Genomic DNA, 15,881 nt, shown 5'->3' on the forward strand with positions numbered 1-15,881 from the left:
TCACACCTCCTCGTCAGTTTGCGCTTCCAAAAAAGCCCTCCAATTCTCATTAGCAGGATCGAGCTCGACCAACTCTCGGACGATTGCGAGCGCCTCTTTGCGCCGGCCTTCTTCCAACAGGAAATTGGCATAGCGTTCAAGAAACCCGAAATCCTCTCTCATCCCATCATATGCCTTACCATAGAATGCGTATGCCTCTTCAAATTGTTCTAACCGTTGATAGGCATAAGCCAAGAACGCATGAAGGATTGGAATGTCGCCAATTTCCCCGTTCGGATCTGCCAACAAACTTAGCAATTCCTCGTCTTTTTCTCTTTCATTATACAACGAGGCAAGGGTGATGATCGGCTCGATATACTCGGGATCTAGTGCGAGCGCTTCTTCCAATTGCTGTTCCGCTTCATCCGGAAGGCCTAACTTCAAAGCGGACTTGCCCGCCGCAAGCCGGAGTTCCTTGTCGAAAGGATCCCGCTTGATACCTTCCAAAAACCACTCATACGCTTTCTGGTCGTTCTCCGCCAAAGCATGCGACTGGCCGATGAGCATATAGGCGGAAAAGTAGTCCGGATCCATTTCGATCAATTCTGTCAGCAAACGTATGGCCCGTTCCGCCTGCCGGGTCTGGTAATAGGCAAACGCCGCGCCGAATAAAATATCCGGAGTCGCCTGCGATTCAAGCAATTCCTCATAATAGGGAATCGCTTCTTCATAGGCAGCTCCTGCGCTATAGGCTTCAGCGAGCCGGGAGGCAATGCTGACACCCCCCATTTCATCGGTCTCTTGTAAGAGATCCAGATAAAAACGTGCCGCTTCCGCATACTTTCCCGCATCCAACAGCAACTCCGCATAAGCAAAACGGATGATGGGCTCATGCGGAACAAGTGAATGGGCTTCTTTGATCTTACCGATTGCCGCTTCCGCCATGCCGGTCATTTGGTAAAAATCCGCAAGCGCAAGCAAGGCCTGGACGTATTCTTCGTCATCAGGTTTCACATCTGACAAGAGAAGAAGGGCCTCATCTTCTTCCCCAAGCTCCAGGAGCGTTCCAGCCCTGTCAATTTTTAATTGGGCCTCATCCGGAAGATGAACCCGTAAGATTCCGTACAGACGATCCGCTTCCTGAATGAAACCATATTCACTTAACAAACCGGCGACGTCATAGAGCGCATCGAAATCTGTCGACGCTTCCAGCTTATCGATCGCCCGCTGAAGTGCATCGAGATCGCCGTCCAATAGATACGTTTCGACTTCCTGTAACTGCCCCATATTTTCACCTGTTCTTTCGCGATATATACACCGGCCAATTATTATTCAGCGTCTTCGGATCCCGTCAATTTTTCCAGATCTTCGAAAAAGGACGGGTAGGAAATGGCGATGCACGCCGGGTCCTCGATCGTTATGGCATCGGACGCGGCAAGCGCGGCAATGGCAGCCATCATGCCGAGGCGATGGTCCCCGTAAGAGGACAATGTCCCACCCGTAAGAGAGGTCGGCCCTTCGATGATCATACCATCTTCCGTCTCCTCAATGGACGCGCCCAGCTTCTTCAGCTCGGTCGTGACTGCTTTAATGCGATCCGTTTCCTTCACGCGCAGTTCCTCCGCATCTTTAATAACCGTCCTGCCTTCCGCCTGTGTCGCAAGGAGGGCGAGGGTCGGCAATTCGTCGATCAGCCTTGGGATCATATCGCCGCCGATTTCCGTCCCTCGCAGGGCGGCATGGGAAATACGGACCGTCCCATACGGCTCGCCCTGCTGTCCTTTCTCCTCTATATACTCGATTTGGGCTCCCATCGCTTCCAATACATCGAGGATACCGGTGCGTGTCGGATTCAGCCCGACATCGACGAAGACGACTTCGCTGTCTGGAATCATAGCCGCTGCTACCATGAAAAATGCCGCCGAGGAAATATCGCCCGGCACGAGGACATCCGTCCCTGCCAACGACTGGCCGCCTTTCAAAGAAACCGAATTCCCGTCCCGCTGCAAGTCTACACCGAATTGCTGCAGCATGCGCTCCGTATGATCGCGGGAAACCGTCTCTTCTGAAACTGTAACCGTTCCTTCCGCTTGTAAACCTGCGAATAGGATAGCAGACTTCACTTGGGCACTGGCCACCGGCATTTGATAATCAATCGCCCGCAAAGAAGCCATCCCCTTAATCCGTAGCGGCAGCAGATCGCTGTCAGGCCCTTCCGCTGCTATGGAAGCACCCATCGACAAGAGAGGAACCGTCACCCGTTTCATCGGCCGTTTCGATAAATACTCGTCTCCAGTCAGAACCGATTCGACCGAAGAGCCAGCCAATATGCCGAGCATAAGCCGGGCAGTCGTCCCTGAATTCCCCGCGTATAACGCATCCGCCGGTGTTTTCCATTCCGCCATGCCTGGGCTGTCAATCGACACATCCGTCCCGCTCCGCTCAATCGAAACGCCAAGCTGCTTGAATATTTCAAGCGTCCGCAGACAGTCTTCCCCTTCGAGAAAACCGGAAATATTCGTCCTACCCTTCGCAATGGAACCAAGCATGATAGCGCGGTGGGAAATCGACTTGTCCCCCGGCACCCGGAGCTCGCCGTCCAATCGCGGTTTGTGAAACGCTACCGTCCTCTTTTCCACCATGAAGCGATTCCTCCCTTAGATGATTTGCATCGAATAATCCGTCGCTTTCGACAAGGCTGCCCTCGCCCGCTTCCGGTCTTCCGCCGTCTGGAAACTGATCACGAGGATTCCGTAGACATCCGTTCTCGTTTCCACAATCCGGATATTCGTCAAGCTAATCCGCTCTTCTGCCAATATTTTCGTGATTTCTGAAACAATTCCGGGAGTGTCCGGAATATCGATATGTAGATCAAACGTCATATAGAGCGCTCCTTGGACCGCTCCTTCACGAGTGGACGGCAATTCATCCCGGAATTTCTTCGCCTCGGCAAAGAAATCATAAATCTGCTCGGGATCATTCGTCTCCAGCATTTCCCGGATGTTGCCCATCTCCTCGATCCAGCCATTCAGCTGGTTCAATAATTCTTCCCGGTTCTGGATGGTAATATCCCGCCACATGACCGGGTCGGCAGATGCGATCCGCGTCAAATCACGGAAGCCGCCCGCCGCCAGTTTCTTGACGAAAGGCTGTCCTTCCTGCTGATCTGCCAGCCGGCCGACCAATGAGGAAGCGACGATATGCGGGAAGTGACTGACGATGGCCGTCATGCGATCATGATCTTCCGCATCCAAGACGACAATCTTCCCTTTTGTCGGCGACAACAGATCCTTCAGTTTCTCCACTTGGTCCGCAGAAGCTCTTTCGGATGGTGTCAAAATGTAATAAGCATTTTCGAATAAATGATCTTTGGCCGCTGAAACGCCACTCTTATGAGAACCCGCCATCGGGTGCCCCCCGATGAATGTCCAGCCTTTGTCCCGCAACACTTGGGCCGCTTCCATAATAGGCTGTTTCGTGCTCCCCGTGTCCGTCATGATGACGCCCTCTTTCAACTCCCAGCGCGGCACGTCAGACAGAAGGGAAACGGTCGTATTGACCGGTGTCGCGAAGATGATGAAATCCGCTTGCGAACAAGCGGATTCCGCGGATGGAGCAATAGCGTCAATAATGCCACGGCGGTATGCTTCATCCGCCGTCGCATACGACCGGTCAAATCCTGTTACGTGGATAGCAGGATTCCGTTTGATGGCAAGACCGAGTGAACCGCCGATCAAGCCTAGTCCAATGATTGCTACTCTCACTTTACCGGATGCCTGCCTTTTTCGGAAATTAACGAAGACATCGCCTGGAAGAATCCGCTATTCTGCTCTTCCGAACCGACCGTAACCCTGACATAGCCCGGCGTGCCCAGCGCATTCCCGCTACGGACAATATAACCGTATTGCAATAAATATTCGGATGCTTCATCCGCATCTGCCGGCACTTGAATCAGTACGAAATTTGCCTGAGAATCGAAAATATCCAAATCGTTTGCCTCAGCGAATTCTTTGAAACGCTCTCGTTGAATATGGTTCAATTCCCGGCAGTTCGCGATGAATTGCTCGTCTTCCAACGCTTTTTCCACTACGGCAGTACCAAGCGTATTGTTATTGAATGGATTCCGCACTTTGTTCAGCTCTGTGATGATCGCTGGCTGCCCAACCGCATAGCCCACCCGGAATGCCGCCAATCCGTATGCTTTCGAGAACGTACGAAGGACCAGGATATTCGGAAATTTGTCAATCAGCTGGATGGAATCTACATATGAAGGCTCTGTAATGTATTCAAAATATGCTTCATCCAAGACGACAAGGATATGATCCGGCACTTGCGCCAAGAAGCTTTCCAAAACGCCCGCCGGAATGATATTCCCAGTCGGATTGTTCGGATTGCAGACCCAAATCACTGACGTGTTCTCATCGATTGCCTGCAAAAATCCGTCCAGATCGTGCTGCCCGTCGACCAATGGCAGCTCCCTCACTTCAGCGCCTTCCACTTTCGCATTATGTGCATATTGCGGAAACGTTGGTGTCGCCATGATTGTATTCGTATCCGGTCCAAGCAGGGAACGGGAAATGATGGACACGATTTCATCCGACCCGTTACCGAACAGAAGGAAATCCTCGCCCACTTGATGTTTATTGGCCAATTTAGTACGCAATCCCCCCGCATGGCCTTCCGGATAAATTTCAGGATGTAGCAACCCTTCGCGTATGAATTCCTTGACCGAAGGCGCGCAGCCATATGGATTTTCATTGGAAGCCAATTTATGGACTTCAGTCAATCCATAATCCTGCATCACCTCTTCAATCGATCTGCCTGGTTTGTACGGTCTCATTCCACCGAGTTCCTTTTTCCATTTCATCGTTTTTCCCACCTGTCCATACATTACGTATTATTTTTGTAAATCGGGTCTTAATTTCACTGCTTCGTTCTGATATACATGTTCCACCTCATGTTGCGGAATGTCCGAATTCGCGTGCATCAGCACCCGGATGCACAATGGCAATCCCCCGGGCACATCCATTTCATGGAAGCACATGACCGGGACGTATTTCCACCCCTCGATGGTACGGACCGCTTTCGCCGGAAACGCCGACTTGACATCAACAGTTGTCGATATCATAACAGAAATGATATCCTCTGGGTCTACATTATTCGCCTTCGCCATATCAAGCACGAGTGCTTCCGTCGCTTGGAGGACGGCTAGTTCTTCATCTTGCTGGACGGTCGTCGCCCCGCGGAACCCTCTCACTTTCATCGGCTCGGTTCCCCCTCCGTTCTCTCTCTAATTATATCAAACGCATGTTCACATTGTTCTTTTGAGAGCTCTGTGACATACGGTTTTCCCACTTCTTTCAACAAAACAAAATTCAATTTGCCGAATGACGCTTTTTTGTCCTTTTCCATATAGCTGAGGAATTCTTCGAATGTATGCTCGTGCACCGGCCGGAATGTATAGCCGTTGTCCAAAGCGAATCGGATGAAGCGTTCCGTCACGTCTTGGTCGATCGACCCTTCCTGCCCTTCGCTCAAAATTAGGCTGTATGCCATCCCGATCATGACGCACTCCCCATGACTCAAGCCTCCAAAACCGCAAACCGCTTCAACGGCATGGCCGAACGTATGGCCAAAATTCAGGAATTTCCGAGTCGAATGCTCGAATTCATCCTCCGCAACGATATGCGCTTTGACCTCGATACCTTTCAATAGCTCCGTCGCCAGCCAGCCGACCGACGGCTTTGAAAAAGTCGGGTTGGATAGCAAAGCGTCTGTCCAGTCCTTGTCTGAAATGAACGCATGTTTCAGAAGTTCCGCCATGCCGGATCGGATTTCGCGTGCCGGCAATGTTTCAAAGAGGCCCGTCTGGAAAAGGACCCCAGACGGTTGATGGAAAGAGCCGACCATGTTCTTCCCTTCCGGCATATTGATGGCCGTCTTCCCCCCGACTGCGCTGTCATGGGCGAGAATCGTCGTCGGGCATTGGATATAGCGGATGCCCCGCATGAACGTCGCGGCAACGAATCCGGTTAAATCGCCGCAAGCTCCCCCACCGAATGCGATAAGAAGCGAATTCCTCGTGAAATGATGTTGCAGGAGAAAGGATTGGCATTCGATATAGACAGCCGGGGATTTGCAACTCTCCCCTGCCGGAACCGTTTTGACAACGATATCCCTGCCGGTTTTACGCAACGCATCTTGCAGGAGGGACAAATGGAGCCCAGCGACATTCTCATCCACGATGATGCCGATGCGATCGGCACTATCCAAAAGAGGCGCATACGCTGTGGCAAATAAAGAATATGCATCCTCTCCGATATGGACATCATATTCATAGTCTTTGATCTCGACGGTTAGTTTCCCCACAGTTTAAAACTCCTTTGTATAGCGTCTGTACGCTTCTATATCCTGTTGCAAGGCATCCATCCGATCGGAGCGGAACTCGTCCATGATCGCTTTCGCCAGCTCTGTCGCGATGACATGCTCCGCAACGACGGACGCAGCGGGCACTGCACACGGGTCGGAACGCTCGATCGTAGCGACAAACGGCTCCTTGGAATCTATATCGACACTTTCCAACGGTTTGTAAAGGGTCGGGATCGGTTTCATCACCCCGCGGATGACAATCGGCATACCCGATGTCATGCCGCCTTCCAGGCCCCCGAGACGATTGGACTTCCGATAATAGCCGCGCTCCGCATCCCAGGCGATTTCATCATGCACTTCACTTCCATATTTCTTCGCCATTTCGAAACCGAGGCCGATTTCGACACCTTTGAAGGCGTTGATGCTCATCATGGCGCCTGCCAATTTACCGTCCAGCTTCCGATCGAATTGGACATGGCTGCCGATTCCCGGAGGACATCCTTCGATGACCACTTCCACGACGCCGCCAATCGTATCGCCGCGTTCCTTCGCTACGTCGATCGCTTCGACCATCCGTTGGGATGCTTCCGGATCTGCACAATAGACTGGGTCGCTCTCAACGATCTCCCGGAGCTCTTCCGCCCCTTTCCCCGCGTACGTATCCGGATTGGTCGGAATACCACCGATTTCCGTCACATGGGAGACTGTGCGGATGCCCAATTCGCGAAGAAACTGTTTAGCCACTGCTCCGATTGCCACACGCATCGTCGTCTCCCGTGCGGAAGACCGTTCCAGTATATTCCGCAAATCGCGATGGCCATATTTAATGCCGCCGACCAAGTCCGCATGCCCGGGACGGGGTCTCGTAATCTGTCTGCGGATATCTTCCGGTTTCGTATCCTCCGGAAGCGGCTCGATGCCCATAATCGACGTCCAATGCTTCCAATCGTCATTGACGACCGTCAACGTCACTGGCGAGCCGAGTGTCTTGCCGTGCCGCACGCCTGATGTGATTTCCACTTGGTCTTTCTCGATTTGCATCCGTCTGCCCCGGCCATGACCGCCTTGCCTTCTTGTCAGCTCTTTATTGATCATCTCAGCAGTCAATTCCATTTGGGCGGGCAGCCCTTCGATGATTGCCGTCAGTTGTGGACCATGTGATTCACCGGCCGTAAAATATCTCATTTCATTTCCTCCTATGGCGCCTTGATAACATCTGTATGAATGCACTTTATCAAACTAAAGGGTCTTTGACCATGGTAAATAGAAAAAAATCCGGAATATCCGGATAATGAAAACATTCTTGCAATAGGTCAAATCTTGCGATAGAAGAATGTATCTTCTGATTCGAAACCGTATTTTCCCGGATTGAAAATCTGTTCGGTGCTTCCGACAAAGAGGATGCCACCCGGTTTCAACGAGTTGGCGAAGTTCATGTAGATCTGGTCCTTCGCCTCTTCTGTGAAATAAATCATCACATTCCGGCAGACGATCAAGTCATAACCGGTGTCATATCGATCATCAAGCAAATTATGCTGCTTGAATGTCACGGTGCGCTTCACTTCGTCCTTCACTTGATAGAAGGCGCCCTCATTATTGAAATACTTCGTGATAATCGGGGCGGGGACCTCTTTCAACGACCGTTCCGGATACAGACCAACCTTCGCTTTCTCCAATACGCCGAGGTCGAGATCGCTCGCAAACACCGAGATGTCGCGCAGCGGAATATGAGTGGACAGTACCATGGCGATCGTGTAGGGCTCTTCTCCCGTCGAACAGGCAGCACTCCAGATTTTCAGTCTTTTATTGTTCGCGAGCAGCTTCGGGAAGATTTTCTTTTCCAACACGTCCCAACGCTGCGCATTTCGATAAAATTCCGACACATTGATCGTCATCCTGTCCAAAAATTCATCCAGCATTTCTTTATTATTATGTATGGCGGAGTAATAGTCATTGAAATTCCGGAACCCTCTTTTTTCATAAAGGGAAGTCAACCTTCTTTTCATCTGTGCTTCTTTATAAAGCGACAGATCAATCCCCGTTTTCCGTTTAATATTTCCGATAAATGTCTCATAATCAGCCAATGTACACCCTCCTGCTCCACCGATCCATTGATCCATCCAAACAACAGGCGCGCTAACTACTGCAAACTGCTATTCCTGCAGATACCTTGCGCTTCTGTACATTATAACTGATAAATTAAAACTTTTGTATAACAAAAACAGCCACGCGATGTGCGCATGGCTGTTTTTCAGATCAGTTGATCCAATTGTTCATTGATTTGTCATAAGACACGAGCTCTTCTTCTTTGAAGAAAAGGCCGATTTCACGAACTGCCGATTCAGGAGAGTCGGAACCGTGGATGATGTTTTTGCCGACGGTAACCGCGAAGTCGCCGCGGATCGTGCCAGGTGCGGATTCTTTCGGATTTGTTGCTCCCATCATCAAACGTGCTGTCGAGATGACGTTTTCGCCTTCCCACACCATCGCGAACACTGGGCCAGATGTGATGAATTCAACCAATTCACCGAAGAATGGGCGTTCTTTGTGCTCACCGTAATGTTGCTCCGCAAGCTCTTGTGAGATTTGCATCAATTTACCGCCAACCAATTGGAATCCTTTGTTTTCAAAACGGCTCACGATTTCGCCGATTAGATTACGTTGTACGCCGTCAGGCTTTACCATTAAAAATGTTCTTTCCATTCCATTCACTCCTTATGCTGTATGTATCGGAAATTATCCTCATAAATCGTACCATCCGCTAACGGAACTTTCAACTTTTAGTCAATATTTCCGCTTGCCGATAAAGGCGGCGATTTGCATGAATGCTTTTTTCGCATCTCCGTCCGGGAAAGCTTCGATTTCATCCAGCGCTTTCTGTAAATAGAGATCGCTCACTTTCTGCGCTTTTTCAATCGCACCCGAACGGCGGATGAACGCAAGCATTTCACGCCGTCCGTTTTCGGTCAAACTGCCGTCAAACGCCTGTTCCATATACGGTCGGAATCCCGCATCGTCTTTGATATACAAAATGGGCAATGTCAAATGGCCATTGAGCAAGTCGCTGCCCGCCGGTTTCCCCAAATCTTTGTCTGTTGATGTGATATCCAAAATATCATCGACAATCTGGAAAGCCATTCCCGCATAGTAGCCGAAACGCCCCAGCCGCTTCACAAGGGCGGGTTCTACATTGGAGACGAGGCCGCCCAATGCACAGCTAGACGATAAAAGCAGGGCCGTCTTCCGTTTGATGCGCCGCAAATAATCCCGAATGGATTGATCCACTTTTTGTTGATATTCGATTTGGATAATTTCCCCTTTGCATATTTCCAGCATCGTATCGGCCAGGAGCTGATGGACGGCTTGGACTTCGATTTCCCCGATCGAGGTGAGCGCCCGGGAAAAGATGAAGTCGCCCGTATACATCGCCACCCGGTTATCCCATCTCGCTTTCACAGTTTCCATCCCTCGCCGCATATCCGAATCATCAATCACGTCATCATGCACGAGAGAGGCCATATGAATAAGCTCCAATGAAACGGCCACCTTTGCCATCTCTTGCATGGAATAGTCACCGAATTTAGATGCCAAGATGACGAAAATCGGACGGATTCGCTTGCCGCCCGCCCGCAGCAAATGCAAAGAAGCTTGTTCAATGACAGGGGAAGAAGAGTGGACCGAGCGCTCCAATTCCTTCTCAACATACGTGAGGTCTTTTCGGAAGTTGGTATACAGCGACATCAACTTCATTTTTTCCAAAATGATCCACTTCCCTCGGGGTAATTATTGTTTGTATCCGATGTGGCCCGCCGCCGCGCCGCCACTGTAGGATTTATAGGAGACATCCTGGAAGCCGACATCGACAAATAGTTGGGCCAGCTGCTTCATGCCCGGGAAATCGTTTGCCGATTCCTGCAGCCAAGAATATTCCTTATAGCTTTTGGCAAACACTTTTCCGAGCACCGGCATGATGAACCGGAAATAAAACCGGAACAGTTGGCGATAGCCCGGCGCCTCAGGCTGGGAAGTTTCCAGACAGGCGATCATCCCGCCCGGTTTTAGCACACGGTGCATCTCGGATAGGACAGTTGCATAATCCGGGACATTGCGCAAGCCGAAGCCGATTGTCACATAATCGAAGGACTCGTCCGCAAATGGCAATGACATGGCATTGCCTTGCTGAAGCGTAATATTCGGATGGTCCGCCACTTTCGGCTGGGCGGCTTCCAACATGCCCTCGCTGAAATCGAGGCCGACCACTTTCCCTTCCGGCCCGGCCGCTTCCGAAATGGCAAGTGTCCAATCCGCCGTTCCACAACAAACATCAAGCGCATGGGCCCCTTTCGGGATCGCCATCCGCTTCATGATATCCTCTCGCCATTTCTTATGTTGATTAAAACTGATGACCGAATTCATCTTGTCGTAATCACCGGATATTTTCTCAAATACTTTATGTACTTTCTGTTCTTTAGAAATCGTCAAAGGATTTACCTCTTTTCTTTCATTGGTGGCCGGAAAACGGGTAAAACGGCTCGGTCCGCGGTAGGCATGCCAGTAACTCGAAGTCAGATCAACTTGCCTGTCAGGGGCGCTACTATCCGTTGCATTTCATCCCGTAAAAACGGGGCTAGGAAATCGGCCGCTTCCACCGCTTCCTGCAACTGCCGAGTCAGAAGGACGACGAGACGCTGATGACTTTCGATATCCAATGTACCTCCGGATCGGCTATCCACAATGGATCCATCTTCTTTTTCCATAGCAATCAAACGAAGCAAAGGCAACGCACAGCTGGCAAACGGAGCATATCGGGAAAATCCGGATAAGTTCAGGAAATCCAATATGCAGCCCGCCTCGATCAGCCGAAGTGCGATGAGGAGTTCCTCATCCGAATCGGGCATTTGTTCATGGCAGATCGTCTTCATCTCATTTATATGGCCGATCGTCCGGGACACGGACCGGATCAGTCCGAAATCCGGCAGTGAGGCGAGAAGTTTGTAGTGGATCCCGCTGAAATGGTCCCCTGCCAAGACAGTCAATTGCTGCTCTCTCGTCGAGACGGACCGTACGGAAATCGAATCATGTGCTTCAAACGCTGCATGGACAGCCCCCACAGCGATGGCAGCCGTATTCAAGTCCGACGTCCACCTCTCTCCATTCAACAATGGCAGCAGAAGAAAGAACGCCTTATCCGGATCAATTTCCACACTTCCAATATCTCGTTCGACAATCGGTTCTCGGATGGCGCGTTCCAACTCAAGTATGTAATTTTCGATTTGCCATTTCATTTTTTGTCTTTCCATCATCGGATCTCCATTCAAAGGCGCCCCTCGACATGATTGTCAAGCGGCCATTATTCCTTGCCTTCACTTCTCACCACGCCGTAAGCTGTGTGGATTTCAGCATCTCCGCGGATTTTCATCGCTGAAGTATGCTCCGTGAATTGGGCAATCATCACTTCACCGCGGTCAAGCTTTTCCGTGTGGTGAAACTTCGTATTGTTTCCTCTTGTTAGTCCGATGACATTTACACCGTCTTCTTTCGCTTTAATGACGACATATTCGGGCTGTGTCATGATCCCCTCTCCCATCTGTCAATAGTTGTCCCCATCATACCATAGAAGAGGAGACTGCCGCAAAGCACTCAGGACATCCGGATGAGGGAAAGAATTTCGGCGCGCTTTACCTCATCATGCTCATATACCCCGCGGGCAACCGTCGTCACTGTCTTAGAGCCGGGCTTTTTAATTCCCCGCATCGTCATGCACATATGCTCCGCCTCGATGACGACATAAACTCCATACGGATTGAGCATTTCCATCATCGCATCGGCAACTGTCGACGTGATCCGCTCCTGCAATTGCGGACGTTTCGCCGTCGTTTCGACAGCCCTTGCCAATTTGCTGAGACCTGCGACGACTCCGTCACGCGGTATGTAAGCGACATGGGCGAGTCCGAAAAAGGGGACGAGATGATGTTCACACATCGAGTGGAACGGTATATCTTTCACGAGGACGACCTCGTCATGATTTTCATGGAATACGGTTTTGAAATATTCTTTCGGGTCTTTCCCCATGCCTTCGAACACTTCGGCATACATTTTGGCAACCCGCTTCGGCGTCTCCAACAATCCTTCCCGATCCGGGTCTTCCCCGATCGCTTCCAAGATCATTTTGACTGCCACTTCGATTTTTTGTTGATCAAACTCTTGCATTTAGTAAGAAACCTCCTCAATCGGAATGTACTGATAGCTAACCGGAGGGGATTTCTTCCCGCATGGTTATCCTCCCAGCACGGACCTGTGCGGGCGGTTGTGCCTGCATCTCTGACACTGGGGGAGCTAGTACAACAAAAATAGTAGCATACTCCCGCATATCCGTACAGTTTACAAACCTTTTTTGCGGACTGGGGCAACTGGATGAGACAACGCCATGCTGAAAAGCTCGCGCGACTGCTGATAACCCGGAGCAATCGCCGATACCCCACTACAATCAAATCCTTCAGGCCAGCCCATTCCACCTCACCCCACTGAAAAGGAGCCCATCCGATCAGCCCGCTGAAGCAGCGGTGATGGATGGACTCCTATGTAGGGTTTTCAATTATTTCACAGCGTCCTTGAGCGCTTTCCCCGCTTTGAAAGCAGGTACTTTGCTTGCTGCGATATCGATTTCTTCCCCAGATTGCGGGTTGCGTCCTTTACGAGCTGCACGCTCACGAACTTCGAAGTTTCCGAAACCGATCAGTTGCACTTTATCTCCCTTTGCAAGAGTCGCCTGGATCGTATCGAATACAGCCTCAACAGCTTTTGTTGCGTCCTTCTTCGTAAGACCTGCCGTTTCGGCTACAGAGTTAATCAATTCTGTTTTATTCACACCATTCACCTCCTCTCAAAAGGGGATGTTACCGCTAATAACACTGTAAAAAGAGTATCATACCCGCATCTGCGACGCAAGAATATTATCGAGTTTTCCCCATAATGACGCAGTTTCTACAAAAAAGACGAAAAAAGATCCGTTTTTCACGGATCTTTTAGGCTCAAACGATGAATGTTACCATGCCCTTGTTCCCATCATTGACCATTTGTTCAATCGTTTCACGCAATCGGTTTCTGGCCCGGGACGGCACAGAATTCGTTTTGAAGCGGATGCTTTCCTTCATCACCTCATGAAGCGGCGTGCCGAACAGCGACGTTTGCCACAAGGCATCCCGATCATGCAAGTAGGCATGTTTCAATTCTTTCAGCAAGTGGTGGCTATGGAATTCGGAGCCGATGAGCGGTGAGAATTCCGCCTCCATATCCACCCGGATGACATGCAGGGATGGAGCCGTTGCTTTCATCCGAACCCCGAAGAAGTCGTTCTGTTTGATCAGCTCAGGCGGAGATGGGTTGAAATCATGTAGCGACGGCAAGGCGATTCCGTAGCCATCTTGCTTCGCCTTTTCAATCGCTTCCGAATATAAATTATACGATTTCTTTGCTTTGGCGGCCTCTTTTACAAAGAGGAGCCAATCTTTTTTCGTCCCGATCTCCTGCTCCATAATATCTTCGCACACTTGCCGGAATGCACCCTCGTCAATTTCAATTCGGACGGTAGCTTTCCCTTTTCCTGCATCGACTTCGACGACTTCGGAAAATTTCACATGCTCTTGATCCCGCAGGCTTTCCGCAATTTCCTGCACTTTGCGGATCTTCGAAACTCCGAGGAATCCTTCATTAATCACATTGTCGATGGAGGCATTCAGCTCATGTTCGCTGCCGAGCACGTCCATCCAGTCCGGCTTTTGCAATTCGATGTCCGAAATCGGAAACTCGTAGAGCGCTTCCTTCAAGATCAATTGGATCTCCTGGGCATTCAATTGGTCCGCACTGATGGCGATGACCGGCACCCCATGGGTTTCATGCAGCTGCTGCTTCAACAGGACCGTCCGTTCATGCGCAGGCATTTTGGAATTCAACACGATGACGAACGGCTTCCCGATCTCCTTCAGCTTGCCGACGATTTCTGTTTCCGCCACTTCCGCCGCCTCACGCGGAATATTGTTCACCGTCCCATCCGTTGTCACAAGGATGCCGATTGTGGAATGGTCACGGATCACTTTATCCGTCCCGATGCGCGCCGCCTCTTCAAACGGGACGGGTTCATTATGCCATGGCGTATGGACGTATTTCGGACCGTCCTCATCCTCATATCCTTTCACACCGTCGATCACATAGCCGACGCAGTCCGCCAGCCGGATCTGGAACTTCAAATCTCCTTCCCCTACCGAAACCGACGTCCCTTGTGCCGGAACGAATTTCGGTTCCGACGTCATAATGACAGGCCCCGGTGAGCTTTGCGGCAGTTCGTCTTGCGCCCGGATTCGGTCGGACGGCTCTGTCATATTCGGAATGACCACTTCTTCCATGACCCGTTTCACGAATGTCGATTTGCCTACCCGGACCGGGCCGACAACACCGATATAAATATCACCGTCTGTGCGTCTAGCCAAGCTCTCATACAATTCTTCTTTCATCCCATCGTCCTCCTTTTCTGCGCATAGTAGTTTATGAAAGTAAAAAACGTTTCATGCATAAGACACGAAACGTTTTTCTAAAACCGCCTATTTCAGGAAGACGGGTTCCTTTTCACTATTCACTGTATAAGGAAGAGAATAAGCCGGCAGCACCGGGTACTCGTCTGCCAACAAACGACGGATATCTTCCCCTTCTTGGACATCCGGGTTTTCATTTTGCAAAATCCGATGTAAATCGATGGAGTAGTCTACATAAAATTCCCCGTCGCCACCGATGACGATCGGCAGTTGGGCATCGGAGTACGGACTCGGTACCGTCAACGGCTCTTTAAAGCCCATTTTTTTATAATCAACCGCGTAAACATGCTCCCCGACCGTTTCTTTGAAAGGGACGGAGTTATTAATATTCTGGCGCAGTTTCAGTTCTCGGATACGTTCCGCTGAGCGAAGATCGACCAATTTCACAACCGGGTCGGTTTCTACGTCCATCAGCACATATTGATAGATACCGCCGTTCTCATAGGCATTGGATGGAATCTTCTCCATATAGGCCGGTACGATTTTGGAGAATTCCACCGGATATTTGATATACGGATCGGTTTCCTGGTCACGGGTCTTAATTGGCAACAAACCGCCTGAATTCTTCTGATATGTATCGACAGCCTGCTGAACACTTTGCAATTGATCTTCATAGGCAATTTCACGAGTCGCCTTATCATCACCGGGATACATGCAGCCCGTCAACAGCATCAAAGAACCGACCAAAAGGAAAGCGCCAGCCCATTTCTTAATATATGTCATTACGCCCCTCCTGTAGGACCATTAAATACGAGATAGACCATGGCAAAAAACGAAATGATCAGAAGGGAATAAGCCACGAGGGCAAAGATTGCTTTTAGAAATCGGTTGTTCAATTTGTGGCGGCTCGCGAAAATCAGACCCATGGAGATCGCCATGAATCCCATCGCGTAAAATGACAGCCACATCTTATCCATTGCTGACAAGAGTCGTCATCCTTTCCTC

General features: G+C 50.4%; 18 protein-coding genes. All 18 read right to left on the reverse strand.

Going from position 1 to position 15,881, the window contains the following annotated elements:
- The 18 genes from MKY41_RS05405 to MKY41_RS05490 all read right to left on the reverse strand — a co-directional run bounded on the left by MKY41_RS05405 (window position 1) and on the right by MKY41_RS05490 (window position 15,853).
- Window positions 1–1,266, reverse strand: a complete 1,266-nt coding sequence (locus tag MKY41_RS05405) for a tetratricopeptide repeat protein (RefSeq protein WP_340744069.1) — start codon at window positions 1,264–1,266, stop codon at window positions 1–3.
- 41 nt (window positions 1,267–1,307) lie between these two features.
- Window positions 1,308–2,621, reverse strand: coding sequence for a 3-phosphoshikimate 1-carboxyvinyltransferase (aroA, locus tag MKY41_RS05410; protein ID WP_340744070.1), 1,314 nt, complete (start codon window positions 2,619–2,621; stop codon window positions 1,308–1,310).
- 15 nt (window positions 2,622–2,636) lie between these two features.
- Complete coding sequence (locus tag MKY41_RS05415) at window positions 2,637–3,743, reverse strand: prephenate dehydrogenase (RefSeq protein WP_340744071.1); 1,107 nt, start codon at window positions 3,741–3,743, stop codon at window positions 2,637–2,639.
- The gene (gene hisC / locus MKY41_RS05420) at window positions 3,740–4,846 is read right to left on the reverse strand and encodes a histidinol-phosphate transaminase (protein ID WP_340744072.1); all 1,107 of its coding nucleotides are present in this window, start codon (window positions 4,844–4,846) and stop codon (window positions 3,740–3,742) included. The genes MKY41_RS05415 and hisC overlap by 4 nt, the downstream gene beginning before the upstream one ends.
- Window positions 4,847–4,876: 30 nt before the next feature.
- Complete coding sequence (gene aroH / locus MKY41_RS05425; protein WP_340744073.1) at window positions 4,877–5,242, reverse strand: chorismate mutase; 366 nt, start codon at window positions 5,240–5,242, stop codon at window positions 4,877–4,879.
- Window positions 5,239–6,348, reverse strand: coding sequence for a 3-dehydroquinate synthase (gene aroB, locus MKY41_RS05430; RefSeq protein WP_340744074.1), 1,110 nt, complete (start codon window positions 6,346–6,348; stop codon window positions 5,239–5,241). The genes aroH and aroB overlap by 4 nt, the downstream gene beginning before the upstream one ends.
- 3 nt (window positions 6,349–6,351) lie before the next feature.
- Window positions 6,352–7,533: a chorismate synthase gene (gene aroC / locus MKY41_RS05435; RefSeq protein WP_340744075.1), complete on the reverse strand. Its 1,182-nt coding sequence runs from the start codon at window positions 7,531–7,533 to the stop codon at window positions 6,352–6,354.
- Between the two features lie 128 nt (window positions 7,534–7,661).
- Window positions 7,662–8,432 carry a CheR family methyltransferase gene (locus MKY41_RS05440; RefSeq protein ID WP_340744076.1) on the reverse strand — a complete coding sequence of 257 codons (771 nt, stop codon included), beginning with the start codon at window positions 8,430–8,432 and terminating at the stop codon, window positions 7,662–7,664.
- A 172-nt stretch (window positions 8,433–8,604) separates the two neighbouring features.
- Window positions 8,605–9,051 (reverse strand): nucleoside-diphosphate kinase, encoded by a 447-nt coding sequence (gene ndk, locus MKY41_RS05445; RefSeq protein WP_340744077.1) that lies wholly within the window; start codon window positions 9,049–9,051, stop codon window positions 8,605–8,607.
- A gap of 81 nt (window positions 9,052–9,132) precedes the next feature.
- Complete coding sequence (locus MKY41_RS05450; protein WP_340744078.1) at window positions 9,133–10,107, reverse strand: polyprenyl synthetase family protein; 975 nt, start codon at window positions 10,105–10,107, stop codon at window positions 9,133–9,135.
- Window positions 10,108–10,131: 24 nt separating this feature from the next.
- On the reverse strand, window positions 10,132–10,830 hold the full coding sequence (locus tag MKY41_RS05455; protein ID WP_340744079.1) for a demethylmenaquinone methyltransferase: 699 nt from the start codon (window positions 10,828–10,830) through the stop codon (window positions 10,132–10,134).
- A gap of 83 nt (window positions 10,831–10,913) precedes the next feature.
- A complete protein-coding gene (locus tag MKY41_RS05460) occupies window positions 10,914–11,648 on the reverse strand; it encodes a heptaprenyl diphosphate synthase component 1 (protein WP_340744080.1) in 735 nt (244 codons plus the stop codon).
- Window positions 11,649–11,698: 50 nt separating this feature from the next.
- Window positions 11,699–11,920, reverse strand: coding sequence for a trp RNA-binding attenuation protein MtrB (gene mtrB / locus MKY41_RS05465; protein WP_041074510.1), 222 nt, complete (start codon window positions 11,918–11,920; stop codon window positions 11,699–11,701).
- A gap of 68 nt (window positions 11,921–11,988) precedes the next feature.
- Window positions 11,989–12,558: a GTP cyclohydrolase I FolE gene (gene folE / locus MKY41_RS05470; RefSeq protein ID WP_340744081.1), complete on the reverse strand. Its 570-nt coding sequence runs from the start codon at window positions 12,556–12,558 to the stop codon at window positions 11,989–11,991.
- A 385-nt stretch (window positions 12,559–12,943) separates the two neighbouring features.
- Complete coding sequence (locus MKY41_RS05475; protein WP_041074507.1) at window positions 12,944–13,216, reverse strand: HU family DNA-binding protein; 273 nt, start codon at window positions 13,214–13,216, stop codon at window positions 12,944–12,946.
- A 163-nt stretch (window positions 13,217–13,379) separates the two neighbouring features.
- Complete coding sequence (spoIVA, locus tag MKY41_RS05480) at window positions 13,380–14,858, reverse strand: stage IV sporulation protein A (RefSeq protein WP_340744082.1); 1,479 nt, start codon at window positions 14,856–14,858, stop codon at window positions 13,380–13,382.
- Window positions 14,859–14,945: 87 nt separating this feature from the next.
- The gene (locus MKY41_RS05485; protein WP_340744083.1) at window positions 14,946–15,659 is read right to left on the reverse strand and encodes a hypothetical protein; all 714 of its coding nucleotides are present in this window, start codon (window positions 15,657–15,659) and stop codon (window positions 14,946–14,948) included.
- Window positions 15,659–15,853 (reverse strand): DUF2768 domain-containing protein, encoded by a 195-nt coding sequence (locus MKY41_RS05490; RefSeq protein WP_340745639.1) that lies wholly within the window; start codon window positions 15,851–15,853, stop codon window positions 15,659–15,661. Before MKY41_RS05490 ends, MKY41_RS05485 begins: the two co-directional genes overlap by 1 nt.
- Window positions 15,854–15,881: the final 28 nt, after the last annotated feature.

This window comes from Sporosarcina sp. FSL W7-1349 (genome assembly GCF_038003045.1).
Taxonomy (GTDB): Bacteria; Bacillota; Bacilli; order Bacillales_A; family Planococcaceae; genus Sporosarcina.